Annotated in this window: 15 protein-coding genes and 1 tRNA gene; 8 read left to right on the top strand and 8 right to left on the bottom strand. The window is 64.1% G+C overall.

The window, feature by feature from the left end; all coding sequences use genetic code 11:
* Positions 1 to 40: 40 nt before the first annotated feature.
* The 3 genes from ABIC16_RS06490 to ABIC16_RS06480 all read right to left on the bottom strand — a co-directional run bounded on the left by ABIC16_RS06490 (position 41) and on the right by ABIC16_RS06480 (position 2,988).
* The gene (locus ABIC16_RS06490; protein ID WP_354290480.1) at positions 41 to 1,954 is read right to left on the bottom strand and encodes a S9 family peptidase; all 1,914 of its coding nucleotides are present in this window, start codon (positions 1,952 to 1,954) and stop codon (positions 41 to 43) included.
* Between the two features lie 63 nt (positions 1,955 to 2,017).
* Complete coding sequence (locus tag ABIC16_RS06485; RefSeq protein ID WP_277969413.1) at positions 2,018 to 2,431, bottom strand: holin family protein; 414 nt, start codon at positions 2,429 to 2,431, stop codon at positions 2,018 to 2,020.
* A 17-nt stretch (positions 2,432 to 2,448) separates the two neighbouring features.
* The gene (locus ABIC16_RS06480; RefSeq protein WP_354290479.1) at positions 2,449 to 2,988 is read right to left on the bottom strand and encodes a glycoside hydrolase family 108 protein; all 540 of its coding nucleotides are present in this window, start codon (positions 2,986 to 2,988) and stop codon (positions 2,449 to 2,451) included.
* A 216-nt stretch (positions 2,989 to 3,204) separates the two neighbouring features.
* Between ABIC16_RS06480 and ABIC16_RS06475 the strand changes: the two genes are divergently transcribed.
* The 3 genes from ABIC16_RS06475 to ABIC16_RS06465 are packed head-to-tail and all read left to right on the top strand — an operon-like array spanning position 3,205 to position 7,765.
* Complete coding sequence (locus ABIC16_RS06475) at positions 3,205 to 5,694, top strand: PAS domain S-box protein (RefSeq protein ID WP_354290478.1); 2,490 nt, start codon at positions 3,205 to 3,207, stop codon at positions 5,692 to 5,694.
* Positions 5,695 to 5,728: 34 nt separating this feature from the next.
* A complete protein-coding gene (locus ABIC16_RS06470; RefSeq protein ID WP_354290477.1) occupies positions 5,729 to 7,039 on the top strand; it encodes an ATP-binding protein in 1,311 nt (436 codons plus the stop codon).
* A 3-nt stretch (positions 7,040 to 7,042) separates the two neighbouring features.
* On the top strand, positions 7,043 to 7,765 hold the full coding sequence (locus ABIC16_RS06465) for a response regulator (RefSeq protein WP_354290476.1): 723 nt from the start codon (positions 7,043 to 7,045) through the stop codon (positions 7,763 to 7,765).
* A 44-nt stretch (positions 7,766 to 7,809) separates the two neighbouring features.
* On the opposite strand, the gene ABIC16_RS06460 is transcribed toward ABIC16_RS06465, so the two are convergent.
* Positions 7,810 to 8,421, bottom strand: a complete 612-nt coding sequence (locus ABIC16_RS06460; RefSeq protein ID WP_277969483.1) for a response regulator transcription factor — start codon at positions 8,419 to 8,421, stop codon at positions 7,810 to 7,812.
* Positions 8,422 to 8,549: 128 nt separating this feature from the next.
* Between ABIC16_RS06460 and ABIC16_RS06455 the strand changes: the two genes are divergently transcribed.
* Positions 8,550 to 9,947, top strand: coding sequence for a hypothetical protein (locus ABIC16_RS06455; protein ID WP_354290475.1), 1,398 nt, complete (start codon positions 8,550 to 8,552; stop codon positions 9,945 to 9,947).
* Between the two features lie 3 nt (positions 9,948 to 9,950).
* Here the strand turns inward: ABIC16_RS06455 and ABIC16_RS06450 are convergent, their stop codons facing one another.
* From ABIC16_RS06450 to ABIC16_RS06435, 4 genes are all read right to left on the bottom strand, one after another.
* Positions 9,951 to 10,304: a hypothetical protein gene (locus ABIC16_RS06450; protein WP_354290474.1), complete on the bottom strand. Its 354-nt coding sequence runs from the start codon at positions 10,302 to 10,304 to the stop codon at positions 9,951 to 9,953.
* Positions 10,305 to 10,684: 380 nt separating this feature from the next.
* Positions 10,685 to 10,761 (bottom strand) — tRNA-Pro (locus ABIC16_RS06445).
* Positions 10,762 to 10,803: 42 nt separating this feature from the next.
* Entirely contained in the window at positions 10,804 to 11,511 is a 708-nt protein-coding gene (locus ABIC16_RS06440) for a periplasmic substrate-binding domain-containing protein (RefSeq protein ID WP_354290473.1), read from the bottom strand.
* A 43-nt stretch (positions 11,512 to 11,554) separates the two neighbouring features.
* Positions 11,555 to 11,866: a putative quinol monooxygenase gene (locus ABIC16_RS06435; RefSeq protein ID WP_277969420.1), complete on the bottom strand. Its 312-nt coding sequence runs from the start codon at positions 11,864 to 11,866 to the stop codon at positions 11,555 to 11,557.
* A gap of 139 nt (positions 11,867 to 12,005) precedes the next feature.
* On the opposite strand from ABIC16_RS06435, the gene yajC reads away from it, so the two are divergent.
* The 4 genes from yajC to ABIC16_RS06415 are packed head-to-tail and all read left to right on the top strand — an operon-like array spanning position 12,006 to position 15,285.
* Entirely contained in the window at positions 12,006 to 12,347 is a 342-nt protein-coding gene (gene yajC, locus ABIC16_RS06430) for a preprotein translocase subunit YajC (protein WP_277969421.1), read from the top strand.
* A gap of 4 nt (positions 12,348 to 12,351) precedes the next feature.
* Entirely contained in the window at positions 12,352 to 13,938 is a 1,587-nt protein-coding gene (gene secD / locus ABIC16_RS06425; RefSeq protein WP_277969422.1) for a protein translocase subunit SecD, read from the top strand.
* Between the two features lie 13 nt (positions 13,939 to 13,951).
* Positions 13,952 to 14,905: a protein translocase subunit SecF gene (gene secF / locus ABIC16_RS06420; protein WP_277969423.1), complete on the top strand. Its 954-nt coding sequence runs from the start codon at positions 13,952 to 13,954 to the stop codon at positions 14,903 to 14,905.
* Positions 14,905 to 15,285 (top strand): Mth938-like domain-containing protein, encoded by a 381-nt coding sequence (locus tag ABIC16_RS06415; RefSeq protein ID WP_354290472.1) that lies wholly within the window; start codon positions 14,905 to 14,907, stop codon positions 15,283 to 15,285. The genes secF and ABIC16_RS06415 overlap by 1 nt, the downstream gene beginning before the upstream one ends.
* Positions 15,286 to 15,297 lie beyond the last annotated feature (12 nt).

Genomic DNA, 15,297 nt, shown 5'->3' with positions numbered 1-15,297 from the left:
AGGGCCGGGACGTTGCATCATGAAGATATGCCGAGCGGACCTACTGTACGGGCTTCAGGTACCGGTCAAACCAAGCCAGCGTCCGTCTCCGTAGATCGACAGAATTGGCTGGTGCGCGAATGCCATGCCCCTCTTCCGGATAGATCACCAGGCTCGTCGGAACACCCTGGTCCTTCAGGCCATGCCAATATTCGACCGACTGGGTCGGCGGAACCTCAATGTCCCGCTCGCCGACGTAGATGAAGGTCGGGGTCTTCGCACGAGTGATGAAATTCACGGCGGAATCGTCTTCATACGCCTTGCGGTCCTCGTACAGGGTCTTCCCGAAGAACGGCAGCATCCACTGGTCGATCCCGTTGGTGCCATAATAGCTGACCCAGTTGGACAGCCCCGCGCCCGCGACGATCGCCTTGAAGCGGTTGGTCTGGGTATTGGCCCACATCGCCATGAACCCGCCGTAGCTGCCTCCCGTCAGCCCCAGCCGCGCGTCGTCGATCGGCGCGACCTTTTCGGCTGCATCGATCCCGGTGAGAATGTCGCGCAGATCGCCGCCGCCGAAATCACGCTTGTTCGCGGCCGTGAACGCCTCGCCCTGACCGTAGCTTCCGCGTGGATTGGGCAGGAAGACATAATAGCCCGCGTCGAGCAGATCGCTGTAGCCACCACCGAAATACGGCGTGTTCGCCGCCGAAGGACCGCCATGGACGATCGTGATCATCGGCGCCTTCTTCGTCGGATCCGCGCCCAGCGGGGCGAGCAGCCAGCCCTGCGCAGTGAACCCTTCGTTCTTCCAACTGATCGAACGCGCCGTCATCGTAGGCGAAATTGCGTCGTTCTCGTGCGTGATCTGCACCGGTGCGGACACCGGCCCCGCAAAAATCGCGGGAGCATGGGTAAAGTCCTGTGCGACGGTCGCGACCGTCTGACCGTTCGTGCTCCACGCCGCCTTGGCATCACCCGCGCTTAAACTGGCAGGGCGCGACCAGCCGAACCCGTCCGCGCGGTCGCTCGATGCAGAAAACAGACCGGCCTGATCGCCCCGCAACGCTGTCCCGCGGATTGTCCCATCCGTCCACACCAGCGACGTAACCGTCAACCGCGCCCTCGGCGTGATATTCTGTGGCTCGCCCCCCGCAAAAGGTACCGTCCAGACATCGCCCCCGACCGAGCCGAAATCGCTCATCAAACCGCCGATGAACGCGACGGTCTTGCCGTCGGGTGACACACGCGGAAAATTGAGCTGTGTCTTGGGCTTGGCGATCGTCCGGACCACACCGCTGGTTGCGTCGATGGCATCGAGCGTAGCAACCCACCAATTGTTGTCGCCATTCCCTAGGGCTGACGTGACGACGAAGCCGGAACCGTCCGGCGTCCAGTCATATTCGTAAATGTAGCGGTCTGCCGGCGAGACCGGCTTGACCGCATTTGCTGCGATTGGCCCCGCCGCGAGATCGAACACGGCGATCCGCTGTTCGTCGCTCTTTTCGCCGATCTCGCCGACCTGACGGACACCGGCTTGCGCGGCGCCCGCTTCCTTCGCGGCGCCAATCGTCACCAATAGCGCGATCCGCTTGCCATCAGGACTGAAGCGCGGCGTCTGGGCGATGCCCTTGACCGTCGCGATGGTACGCACCTTGCCGTTCTTATCGACCGCAAGCATCATCGTTCCCGCAGTCCGGTCGCGTTCGAGCCACGCAAGCGTGCCGTCGGATGCGAAGGTCAATCCCGACAGCGAGCAGGCGCTGCGACACGGATCGAAGCTTCGCAATACCTTGCCGCCCCGTACGCTGCGGAGCGTGATCGTGCTGTTGCCTGGCGACTCCGTGCTCTCGACCGACGCAACCTGATCTCCCTGCGGGGACAGAGCAAGGCTGGCAAACCCATGGACCTGCGGCGGTGCGGCAAAGGCGGGGGTGGCGGTCGCAGCAAGCAGGAAGGCGAAAGCAGGGCGCATCGGGCAACTCCAGGGGTGGTGGAGCGGGATAGCACAGTGATGCAGCCAGGCAATTCTACACGATCATTTGTCGAGGCCACGCGCCTTTCCCCAGGACCGCGCCGCCGTGTACCCGAGATACCCCGTGCCGAAGAGCGCATAGAGTGGTTCCGGAATGCCCGACAGATAGGCGTTCATTCCCGCGGCAATGTCGTTTGCCATCTTCGGCTCGACTGCGGCGATCAGCCCCATCGGGATGGACCACAGGAGCATCGTGTACATCACGTAGAGGAAGCTGGGCCGCGCTCGGCTCGTCCAGGGGTCGGTCGATTGCGCCTCTGCTAGGATCGCTGCGATCTGCGTCTTGACCTGTTCCAGATCTTGGCTGCCTTGCAACGCAAGCAGTTTCAGCTTCGCCTCGTCACGCGCTTTCGGGTCAGGAATGATCTTGTCGATGATCCCGGCGATCGGCCCGATTATTCCGTCCAGCAATGTCATATTCCCACTCCTCTCGGTTAACCGATCCGGTTGGCTAGCCAACCGTACAGGAACGTCTCATCCGTTGGCCGAGCTTCCGCCAAGGCGACATAGCGTTCTCCGCGTAACGCCTCGATCGCCTTGACGAGAACACGCTCGCCTCGCTTCCCCCGCCGTGCGACGAAGCCCGACAAGGCGGCAAGGGTCGCGCTTCCGATGGCGCCGTCCGGCACGACGTCGGGATAATCTCTCGCCCCGCGATTCAAAGCGTTGAGCGATCGTTGGAGGAAGGTCGCCGCCACCGACGGCCCCATGTTTACAGCCGTGTCGAAGAGGATGCCCCCGACCTCTGGCGCGTATTCCGCCACCGCATCCAGTTTCGGTCGCTCCCAATAGGTACTTCGGTAGATCTCCCGGGCGGTGGCGATCGGAAAGCGCCGCATTGGCCCAACATACCCATGCGCGCGCGCCACCGCAGCGGTGATGCCGTACCGTGTCTCTCCCCCCGCATCGGCGCGATCATTCGCGTAACCGCCTTCTTGCTCGAGAACTCGGTCGATCAGTCCGTCAATCGTCATGGCAGCCTCCTTAGGAAGGCAATTAACCGTTCTGGTTCCTGTAGGACAGCCGTGGAGTTACCTCATCTGGTCCACGACAGCGTTCGCATGATTTGCTATCAATTCGGGCATTCCTCCTTCTTCAGTGAGAACAGAGCATTGCCACAGCGATCCGATCAGCAGAGGCGGTGGCTCGATCGGGGAGTTTGGTTGCTGGGCCGATGCGCGTTCGGCGCCATGATCTTCGGGCTGGCCTGGGTTGGAATCGTCCTGTCGGTGGGCAGCGACTCGATCGCAGCGTTGTGGCTTCCCAATGCCTTACTCACGGCCGCCATTCTGCGGAGCGGATGGACGCGGTCCGGCGGTTGGATCGTGGCGACGCTGATCGGCCTTGCGCTCGCCAGTTTTGCCGTCGGTGGCCTCACTAAAACGGACCTGACGTACCCGTTCATCAACGTCGCCGAGGCCGTATTTGGCTGCGCCCTGTTCTTTCAGTCTAAATCCCGCCAACCCGATATGCGCGAGATTTCGGACGTCGTGCGATACGGGCTGTGCTGCGCCGTCGCGGCACCGCTGGTTTCGGGCTTTGTCATCGCATTGCATATGGCCAGCCCCGGGGAATGGATCGCTTGGCGAGCATGGCTGTCCTGGTCGCTCGCAAACGGGTTGGGCATGCTGATCACGGGTCCCGTTGCGTTGATCGCGATCGATGCCTGGCCCAGACGGCACGAGATCGACCGCAACCGCATTCCAGAAATTGCGGGTATCCTGCTCGGCAGTGCAGCGCTTGCCGTCGCGGTGTTTGGCCAGACACGCTATCCGCTCGCCTTCCTGTGCTTGCCGATGATGATCGTGTCGGCGCTCCGTCTCGGGATCATCGGCACGGCGGCGACCATCCTGGTGGTGTCCGTCGTGGCGACCGTGGAGACGCTACGCGGGTCCGGACCGATGTGGCTGATCGACGCGACGTTCAGTATGCGTATCCATGTCCTGCAGGTGCTGCTCGCAACCGCGTTTGGCATCGGGCTTCCGTTCGCCTCGATCTTGAGCACGCGAGACCGGACTCGCGCCGAACTCAAATATGCTCGGGACTTTTCGGACACGTTGCTGGCAGCGATGCAGGAAGCGGTGTTCCGTACCGATGCCGAGGGTCGCTGGATTTTCCTCAACCGGGCGTGGGAAACGCTGACGGGCTATTCGGTCGAGGAGAGCCTTGGGTGGAGCACTGCGCGGCTGTTGCATCCTGAGGATCGCACCCATGCCGCCACGCATTATCCCCGGATCGTTTCGGGCGAAATCGAGGAAACCACGCTCAAGCAACGCTTCTACACCGCGTCCGGCGAGTGTCGCCATATCGAGGTCACGCTCCGCCGCCTTGCGCAACCGAATGGCGATTTTGACGGTACGATCGGCACGATCCGCGACATCACCGCAGCCGTCGCGACCCAGCGCGCACTGGAAGACAGCGAGGGCCGTTTCCGCCGCTTGGCGGAGGCGGCACCGGTCGGCATTTTCCGCGCCGGCCCTGATGGAGGATTGACCTACGTAAACCGCGCATGGGCGAACAAGATCGGCCTCACGGTTGAGGAATCGCTCGGAACCGGCTGGATGAAAGCGCTGGCCGACCCCGCGACCTTCATTCGCGAACCTGCTTGGAAAGACCTGAAACCGGGGGTCGTCAAAGTCCGCGACTTTGCCTTCCGCGATACAGGCGGAGGCGAATTATGGGTGCAGAGCGTCAACGGCGCTGAATTCGACAATGAAGGCGTTCTCACCGGCTTCGTCGGCGCGGTCGTCGACATTACGGAACAGCGGCGATCCCGGATCGCGCTTGCCGAGAGCAAACGGTTGTTTGAAACGCTGGCGGCGTTGTCGCCCGCGGGCATCTATCGCTCAAACGCTCAGGGCGGCATCATCTATGCCAATCCCGCTTGGCTGGATGTCGCTGGAATGACTCTCGAACAGGCATTAGGGGACGGCTGGATCCCGGCGGTTCACCCGGACGATTTGGCTCGATTGCGGCAGGAGTGGCGGGATACCGTTCTCCATTCGCATCAATTGCGGACCGAATTCCGCTTCGTCCGACCGGACGGATCAATCCGCTGGGTGGAGACGATCACCGCAAGCGAATATGACGATTCCAACCGTCAGGTCGGCTTCATCGGCGTTAACGTCGACATCACGCGCCGCAAGGCGACCGAGGCGGCGCTGCGCGAGCGCACCGAACAGTTGAAGCTTTTGGCGGAAAACGCGACCGATGCGGTGTTCCGCACGACCATCGACGGCGTCTGCCTCTATGTATCACCGTCGGTCTTCGATCTTGTCGGCCTCACGCCGGACCAACTGGTCGGGCGGAACATGTTGCGCGGATACCATCCGGACGACGTCGACCGAGTGCTCAGCGCTCACACGGCCCTTGGCACGGGCCTGATCGATCGAAAAGTCGTCGCTTACCGCATGAAACGCGTCGATCAGCCTGACACGTGGCGCTGGCTCGAATCGAACAGCGGGTTGGTGCGTGACCCCGTGACGGGGGAGCCGCGCGAAATTATTTCGTCAGTGCGCGACATCACGGAACGCAAACGGCTTGAATTCGAACTCGATTCTGCACGCCGCCATGCCGAAGTCGCAGCGCAGGCGAAATCGAGTTTTCTTGCCAACATGAGCCACGAGATTCGCACGCCAATGAACGGCGTCCTTGGGTTCACCGAATTGTTTGCTCGCTGAAAACCCTCGCGCGGACCAACAGCAGAAGCTCCAGATGATCGCCGATTCCGGAAAGGCGATGATGCGGCTGCTCAACGACATTCTGGACTTGTCCAAGATCGAGGCAGGCCATGTCACGCTCGCGCAGGACCGGGTCGACTGGCACCATCTTGCGCGCAGCTGTGCACGGCTGATCATGCCCCTGACCACCACCGCGGGTATCGCCCTCGAGGTAGAGGTTGCCGACACGGTCCCTCCAGCGGTGCTTGGCGATGGTCTGAGGCTGCGGCAAATCGTGCTCAACCTGCTCGGCAACGCGGCGAAGTTCACCGAACGCGGGTCGATTCGGCTCAGTGTGACGTGCGAAGACGGCATGATCGTCGTTGCGATCGCCGATACGGGTGTCGGGATCGCGGCAGACCGCCAGGGAGCGATTTTCCACGAGTTCGTTCAGGAAGATCCCAGCACTTCGCGGCGGCACGGTGGCACAGGGCTTGGGCTCGCGATTTCGAACGAGCTCGCGCAATTGATGGACGGCTCCATCTCCTTGTCCAGCACGGTCGGCGTCGGAACGACGGTCACGGTTCGCCTTCCGCTGATCGTTGCGCCGGCGGAGCCATCGGCGCCCCTTTCCGCGCCCGCAGAGGTGCCGATGCTACCTGCGGTCCCCGGCGCCCGCGTGCTGGTCGCGGAAGATCATGAGGTCAATCAGACCCTTATTAAGGCTATGCTAACGCGGCTTGGCTACCGTCCGGAGATTGCCCGCACAGGGTTGGATGCGATCGCGATGGTCGAAAGCGCGAACAGCGCGGGCACGCCTTTCGCGCTGATATTGATGGACATGCAAATGCCAGAACTGGACGGGATCGAAGCCACCAAACGGATTCGGGAATCCGGTATTTCAGCCGAAACGCTCCCGATCGTTGCGCTGACCGCGAACGCCTATGCCAGTGACGTAGAAAGCTGTGTCGCGGCGGGGATGCAGGGACATCTTGCGAAACCGGTCCAAATGGGTGCGCTCGACGAGATCGTGCGGCGTTGGGCGGTTCCCAGGCGTTCGCTCATTGTTGCGCCGGCAACCAATGACGACGAAGAACTTCAGGGGCAGTTCGACGCGCGTGTTCGTAAGTTGTTCGCATTGTACGACACGACGATGGCGCTGGAAACGATCGATACCGCGGCAATCGATGCGCTTCGCCATGCGCTCCACCAGGTTGCCGGAACCGCGGCGTTCTTCGGGCATGGCGAACTGGGGACGGTCGCGCGCGAAATCGATGACCAACTTGATGATCCGACCACGGCGCAGCGCGAAAGCGCGCTTCGCTCTGGTCATGCGCAGTTGCAGCGCATCAAGCGAACGGGGTAGCCGATGGCCCGCATCGTCATTGTCGACGACGACGAATTGATCTGCGCAATCGTTGCCCGGACGCTGACCCCGCTGGGACACACGGTGGTGTCGGTCCGCGACGGCGCCGATGCGCTCGACAGCCTGTGGGAAAGCGGGCCGGACCTTGTAATCCTCGACTGTGCGCTGCCCGGGAAGACCGGCCTGACGATCCTCGGCGAAATGCGGGCGTCGGCGATGTTCCGCGACTTGCCGGTGCTGATCCTTACCGCGCGACGCAGCGACTGGCACGTCAAGATGGCGCTGGATGCCGGTGCGAACGCGTACGTTCGCAAGCCGTTCGCGCCCGAGGAACTGATCGCCAACGTCACCACGCTGCTGGCTGGCGCAAACGGCGCGGCGAAGGCGGCGCCGGCGCCCGTCGCGCTGCTCGATTGCGAGCGGCTGGTCGATCTGCGGGGTGCGGTTGGGGAAGCGGATGCGAACCGGCTGCTCGAAATGATGGTGCGCGACATCGCGGCGCGGAGCGAGGCGATCGCCGGGGCGCTCGGCGGGGGCGATTATGTGCGGGCCGAGCGCGAAGCGCATGCGCTGCGCGGGGCGTGCAATGGGATCGGCGCGCTCGAACTCGGGCTGGCGTGCCTTGCGATCGAACGTGGCGAATGTCGCACAAGCGAGACGCTGCAAGACCTGGCGGTGCGGACCATGGCGGCGATCGAGGAAGCGCGCAGGACGCCCGCCCCCTGATAGGGCTCCAGATTTAAACCTTATAAAACAATATTATACGACACTCAGGCGGCGACATCCAGCGCCTGGAGCGCAAGAATTGCCTGCGTTCGGTTGGTCACGCCGAGCTTGCGGAAGATTTGCGCGAAATGCGTCTTCACGGTCGTTTCGGCGATCCCGAGTTCGTAGGCGATCTGCTTGTTCTGGCTGCCATCCGCCGCCGCACGCAGGACGCGGAACTGTGCCGGAGACAATTCGCCGATCCGCGACGGAACCACCGTCCCGGCGGGGTCCGGGTCGAGCATTTCGGCCGGGAACGCGTTGACTCCCGCAAGCAGCGAACGGATCGACTCGACCATCGCGCTCATCGGGGCGCTCTTGGGGATGTAGCCGCTCGCGCCCTCGCGCGCCGCGCGGCGCATGACCGCGGGTTCGTCGGTGCTGCTGACGATCGCGATTGTCGCGCGCGGCTGGAGCCGGCGCAGCATCAACAACCCGGCAAAGCCCTGCACGTCCGGGAGCATCAAATCGAGCAGGATCAAGTCAAACCGGCGTTGCTCCGCAACCGACACCGCTTCCGCGATCGTTCCAACCTTGACCGTGTCTGCGCCCGGCGCGACCTGTTCTGTCGCCATCGCAAGCGCCGTCGCGCACATCGGATGATCATCCGCAATCAATACAGCCTGAGCCAAAATGAAACTCCCCCGGATATATTACCCCTTATAGTCAATCCTTCCGCGCAAAATTGCAATCCTCTGCAATTGTTGCGTGACGACCCTCCGGTTGAACATGCTAACCGCGATCCATGCGAAGTGCCATCCGCCCGGTCCCCCGCGTCGCGCTGCTGATCACGCTTGCGACGCTTGTCGAACTGGCGGCGTTCTGGCCCGGAATCATGACGTGGGATGCGATCCGCCAATATGGCCAGGCGGTTAGCGGACGCTATGACGATTGGCACCCGCCCGCGATGAATTGGTTGTGGCACCAGCTGCGGCATGGCGCGGCGGGACCAGCGCCGATGCTCGTGCTGCAAGCCATTCTGTACGCGAGCGGGACCGGCTTGCTCGCAGTCGCCGCGCTGCGCCGGGGACAGCGCTGGGGGAGTATCGCGATCCTGGCGTTCGCAGCGTCGCCGATCGCGCTGGTGTTGCTCGGCACGATCCTCAAGGACAGCCTGTTCGCGGGGACGCTGCTGCTGGCCGCAGGGTTGATCGCGGTGCCGTCCGAGCACCACCGACGGCCGAAATTCGCCGCCATAATCCTGCTGATTGCCGCCGCAACGCTGCGGTTCAACGCGGTTCCGGCCTGTCTGCCGCTGCTTGTTGCGCTCACACCGCCGGCGTGGCGCCGATCGCCCGCGCGATTCACCGCGACGGTGGTGCTGGCGGTGGTGCCGTTGCTCCTCGCCCTCCCCCTCGCGAACGCGGCCTTGCGCGCACAGCGCAGCGGGGTGGAGCTGTCGTTGGTGATCTACGATCTTGGCGGGATCGGGCGATTCGCGAACGCGAACGTCTTCCCACCGACCGAGGTCGCCAACCCGGTGGCGGTCAATCGCGCCTGTTACTCGCCCGTGTCCTGGGATCGCTACGCCTGGTGGGGAGAGGAGCCGTGCGCGATCGGATTCGAGACCGTGCAAGCGCCGTTACGCGCGCATCATGCCGCATATCGCTGGTGGTTTGCCGCGATTGTGGCGCATCCGCTGGCATATCTCGACCATCGGCTGGCGCATTTTGATCGCAATACGCGCTTTCTGGTGCGGGACGGTGACCTTCCCGGCCTGTCGCTCGCCTCGGATCCCAACCGCTGGGGCTATGCTGTCGCGCCCAACGCGCTGAACCGCGGGATCACCACGGTCGCGACGATGGCCCTCGCAACCCCGCTCGGCTGGCCGGCATGCTGGATCGCGCTGGCGTTCGGACTCGTCGTGCTGCGACCGACGATAAGCCAGCCGGGCGGCAAGGACGCCGACGTCGCGTCCGCGCTGGCGTGGTCCGCGCTGCTCTATGCGTTGAGCTACCTGCCGCTCAGCGTCGCCTCGGAAGTCCGCTACCATTTCTGGACGATCACCGCGACGGGCGCGGCGGCGGCGCTGATGCTCGGTCAACGCGAGGTCTGGGCGGTCCCGCGCTGGCGCCGGGTCCTCGCGGTCGGCCCAGTCGCCGCGATCCTGCTCGGCAGCATCGCGGCGCGGGTCATGGGATAGAGCTTACTTCTTGGCGGCGGCGGGCTGCTGGCTCTTGGCGACGCCTTGAATCAGCTCCGCAGTCGCGATCTGCTTGGCTTGAAGCCCACGTGCGCAATTGGTCATCGTCTGGGCGATTTCCTTGCCCATCGGCTCCTTGCCGACCGCGATCACCGAGCTGCGGAACTGCGCGGGCGACAGCTTGGCGTCGATCCGGCCAAGATAATAGGCGACCGAAATAATCGCGACCTGCTTCTTCTTGGGGTCGGCTTCCTTCTCCGCGAAGACGTTGCTGACCAGCATGCAGCGCACGTCCGGATCGGCGGCCTGCGCGGTGGCGACGGCAGGAAGCAGCGACAGGCCAACGGCCAGCGACATAAGAATGGTTTGACGACGCAAGAATGTTCTCCGGACAAGCACATGGCGCAAACGCCATGCGAGCGTCGCGCTCTAGACTTGGACGGGAGGCACCGCAACGGCGCGACCGGCATCCGGTCCGGAACCAGCCAAGTCCCGCGACCGCGCGATCCCGGCATAAGACGAGCCGCATTCCGCCAAGGCGAGTGTCCGGAAGAATGCGCAGTCTATACTGTCCCACGAGCCCCCAGATCCGTGGCGCAATACCAGAGTAAAAGGCGGATAGGCCGTTGACCGTCGCGGCCTACAGCGATCCTGCTGCAGTCGACGGTCCTGATCACGGATTTCCGATGTGTCATGGATTGACCGGCGGGCGCGCCGCCCGGGCCGATCTTGATCTCTGGTCGGGGCGACAGGATTCGAACCTGCGACCCCCACACCCCCAGTGTGATGCGCTACCAGGCTGCGCTACGCCCCGACCGAGGGAGGCGCGTTAGTCCGAGAATGCGGCGGATGCAAGTCACTTGAACTGACCGAGCGGCAATAAGCGGTTCGCGAGCGCCTGAACCGCGCGCGGATCGCGGTTCTTGAGGGGGCCGATCAACTGGGCCGCGCGGCGTTGCAGGATGCGATCGAGTGCGGTCGGAGTCGAGCCACGTGCAGCGGCCTCGGCCAGCGAGGCACCGACCGGGTCGCCAGGGTCGATCGCCAGCCGCAACAGCGCGGCCAGCCCCGGAAACAGCGCACGGGGCCCGCCGAGCGCGACCGCGCGGTCGAGCGCGTCGAGCCCCGCCACCTTGCGCGCGCCGAGCGCACCGCGCGCGACCAGCCCGCCAAGCGATTTGACCGCGCTCAAATGCCATGCGCCGAGCGCAGCCTGCGCTTCCGCATCGCGGGGATTGCGTGCGGTGATCGCCTCGAACTGCGCCTTGGCGGCGAGCGCGTCGGACCGGCTGTTGGTAAGCTTCGCCCGGTAGCTCGTCGCCATCGCGCGCGTGAGCTGCGCCTCGACATCCCCCGGGCTTCGCATCAGCGTTGCAATCGCGGTGGCCTCGACGGTCGCGATCTGTCGCAGCGCACTGTCCCGATCTGACGCAACGAACGCGGTTTGCGTCAGCGTCTCGCGACTGCTTTCGGCCGCGCTCGCCGGGATTGCCGCCGCGATCGCACCGATCGCGACCACGGTTGCGAGAATCGCGACGGAGCGTGTCTTGATACGTTTCGCCAAAGCTTTTTCCGACCGTTACGAGCCAAACCGCCCGATCAACGGATCAATCGCCCATCAGGGTCCGAGAAAAGCTGCCTTCCCAAGTCTTTACGCTCATATCCACGATACCGAGATCGCGCAGCGCGCGACCGAACGCCTTTTGGTGCTCGGCATGGCCATGCGCGGCCAACGCATCCTCCGTGGTCCAGCGTTCGGCAATGCGGATCACGTCGGGGTCGGCGACGTCGAACGAGAAGGCGTAGAGTTCGCAACCCTCCTCCTGTTCCACCCGCGCGACGTGGGCGACGAGCAAGTCCTTGATCCGGGCGGCATCCCCGGGAGCGGTCTTGATGTGTCCGAGGACGAGGATGGTCATGGTCGCGTCTCCTGAAGTCATGATCCGTTGCACCGGCGCGCGTGAGATGATAGCGCGCGCTGCTTGTAGCGGGACGTCTTCGTCCCGCAATCCCGCATGTCCCTTGTGTACAGGCGGGCCAGCTTTACCAAGGTAGCCCATGTTCGCCACCCCAGCATTCGCCCAGACCACCGGTGCCGCCGCCGGCCCCGATGGCTTTCTTTCGCTGCTCGTCAATTTCGGCCCGCTGCTGCTGGTCTTCGTTGCCTTCTACTTCATGATCCTGCGCCCGCAGCAGTTGCGCGCGCGCAACCAGGCGGCGGCGATCAACGCGGTCAAGAAGGGTGATTCGGTCGTGACCGCGGGCGGCATCGTCGGCAAGGTGACCAAGGTCGAGGAACGCTTCGTCGAGGTCGAGATCGCGCCGACCACGCGCATCCGCGTCGTCAAGGCGACGCTCGCCGAAGTGACGCCGCTCGGCTCCAAGCCCGCGAACGACTGATCCGATGCTCGATTTTCCCCGCTGGAAGGTCATTTCGATCTTCGCTTTCCTCGCCGCGCTGATGGCGCTGGCGATCCCGAGCTTCCTGCCCGAGTCGGTCACCGACAAATGGGGCGCGTTCCCGCATCCGCGGGTGAACAAGGGGCTCGATCTGGCGGGGGGCAGCTATCTGCTGCTCGAGGCGAATACCGACGAGCTGGTGAAGAACCGGCTCGAGGCGATGCGCGAGCAGATCGTCTCGCAGATGGCGGTCGGCCCGGTCATTCCGATCGGCGACATCGCCACCGACAACGGCAAGCTGAGCTTCATGCTGCGCAACGTGACGCAGCTCGATGCCGCGCGGGAACGGCTTAACAAGCTGACCGGCGGGGTCGGGCTGACCGGCCAGCGTGACTGGGACTTGCAGGTCGTCGATTCGTCGCGGATCGTGATGACCCCGACCGAGGCGGGCATCAACGCGTCGATCAAGGAAGCGATGGCGACCGCAACCGACGTGGTGCGGACCCGTATCGACAAGCTCGGCACCAAGGAGCCGACGATCGTCGGCCAGGGCACCAACCGCATCGTCGTGCAGGTGCCGGGGTTGAAGGACCCGCAGGCGCTGAAGGAGTTGCTCGGCAAGACCGCCAAGCTCGAGTTCAAGATGGTCGCGGACCAGACCTATGTGCCGGGCGGGATCATCCCCGCGGGCACGCAGGTCCTGCCCTATCCCGAGGGTGGACCCGGCGCGAAGATCCTCGTCAAACGCCAGGCGATCATCACCGGCGACCAGCTGCTGACCGCGAAACAGTCGTTCAAGCAGGAGGACAACGCCCCGATCGTCGACTTCAGCTTCAACTCCGAGGGTGGTCGCAAGTTCGCGGAAATCACGCAGGCGAATACCGGCAAGCGGTTCGCGGTGATCGTCGATGACGCGGTCATCTCGGCGCCGCGGATCAATACGGCGATCCTTGGCGGCGCTGGCTATATCGAAGGGTCGTTCACGGTCGAATCCGCGAACAACCTCGCGATCGCGCTGAGCTCGGGCAAGTTGCCGATCTCGCTGAAGGTGGTCGAGGAACGCACCGTCGGTCCGGATCTGGGTCAGGAATCGATCAACGCGGGCGTCCGCGCCTCGGCGATCGCGGTGATCCTCGTGATCGTGTTCATGGTGCTGACCTACGGTCGGTTCGGCTTCTATGCCGACTATGCGGTCATCATCAACGTCGTCGTCATCATGGGCGTGCTGGCGCTGCTCAACGGGACGCTGACGCTGCCGGGGATCGCGGGCTTCGTGCTGACGATCGGTACCGCGGTCGACGCGAACGTGCTGATCAACGAGCGTATCCGCGAGGAACGCCGGCGCGGTCGCAGCGTGATCCAGTCGGTGGAGCTCGGGTATAAGGAAGCCAGCCGGACGATCTTCGAGGCGAATGCGACGCATGCGATCTCGGGCGTCATCATGCTGATGCTGGGCTCGGGTCCGGTGAAGGGCTTCGCGGTCGTGCTGCTGATCGGCATCGCCACCTCGGTGTTCACCGCCGTCACCTTCACGCGGATGCTCGTGGTATTGTGGATTCGCCGCAACCGCCCGACCGACATCAACATTTGATCGGCCAGACACCATGCGCCTGCTGAAAATCGTTCCGGACAACACCAACCTTCCCTTCGTTTCCCTGCGCAAATGGGCGTTCGGGTTGACGCTGCTGCTGTCGATCGCCGCGCTTGCGCTGGTGTTCACCAAGGGGCTCAACCTCGGCGTCGATTTTGTCGGCGGGCTGATGATCGAGGAGAAGTTCGCCTCCCCGCCGTCGCTCGACAAGCTGCGGACGACGATCGACAATCTCGAGCTGGGCGAAGCGCGGCTCCAGACGGTCGGCAACGACAACACCATCTCGATCAAGCTTCCCCCGCCCAAGAGCAGCGACGAGGGTGCGGCCAACCGTATCGTCCAGCAGGTCCAGGTGGCGATCTCGCGCGATTTCCCCGATGCGCGCTTCTCGCGGCAGGATTCGGTGAGCGGCAAGGTCTCGGGCGAATTGATCTGGAAGGGGATCCTCGCGGTCGTGCTCGCGGTCGTCGGGATCGGCCTGTTCGCGATCTTCCGGTTCGAATGGCAGTTCGGCGTCTCGACGGTCGTCGCGATCGTCCACGACGTGCTGATGACGCTCGGCTTCTTCGCGCTCAGCGGGTTCGAGTTCGACCTCAACATCGTCGCCGCGGTGCTGACGATCATCGGCTATTCGATCAACGACAAGATCGTCATCGATGACCGTATCCGCGAGAACATGCGCCGCTATCGCAAGATGGACATGTCCGCGATCGTCGACCTTTCGGTCAACGAGACGCTGCCGCGCACGGTGATGACCTCGGTCACGATCCTGCTCGCGCTGTTCGCGTTGCTGATCTTCGGTGGGCCGGTGCTGCGCGGGTTTACGGCCGCAATGATCCTCGGCATCTTCGTCGGCACCTATTCGTCGATCTACGTGTCGTCGTCGCTGCTGATCTCGCTCGGGCTGCGGCCCGATCCGAGCCAGGCTGAGCCGGTCGCCCCTGTGAACCAGCCCAAGACGCGCTGATGCAGATCGACCGCGCCAGCGGAACCGGCCCGGCGATCACCGGCTTTTCGCCCAACGGCTACAAGGTCGAGGCGGGGACGTTCCGCGGCGTGTACCGCGCGCTGACGATCACGCCGGAAGCGGTTGCGGAATGGGATGCACCCGCGCTCGAAACGCTGACGCCGGAGTCGCTCGCGGACCTGCTGCACGTCGAGCCACGGCCCGAGTTCCTGCTGCTCGGCACCGGCGCGACGATGCGGCGCCCCGCCCCCGCCTTCGTCCGCGCGCTCGAGGCGCAGGGCATTGGCGTGGAGGCAATGGACAGCCGTGCGGCGGCCCGTGCCTGGGCCGTGCTGCGCGGAGAGGGGCGCTGGGTGGTCGGCGCGCTCTATCCGCTTTGATCGACTGACTCG

The sequence above is a fragment of the Sphingomonas sp. PvP055 genome, assembly GCF_040546365.1.
Classification (GTDB): domain Bacteria; phylum Pseudomonadota; class Alphaproteobacteria; order Sphingomonadales; family Sphingomonadaceae; genus Sphingomonas; species Sphingomonas echinoides_A.
Note: the sequence above shows the minus strand (reverse complement) of the source record. Positions and strands in the feature narration are given on the sequence as shown.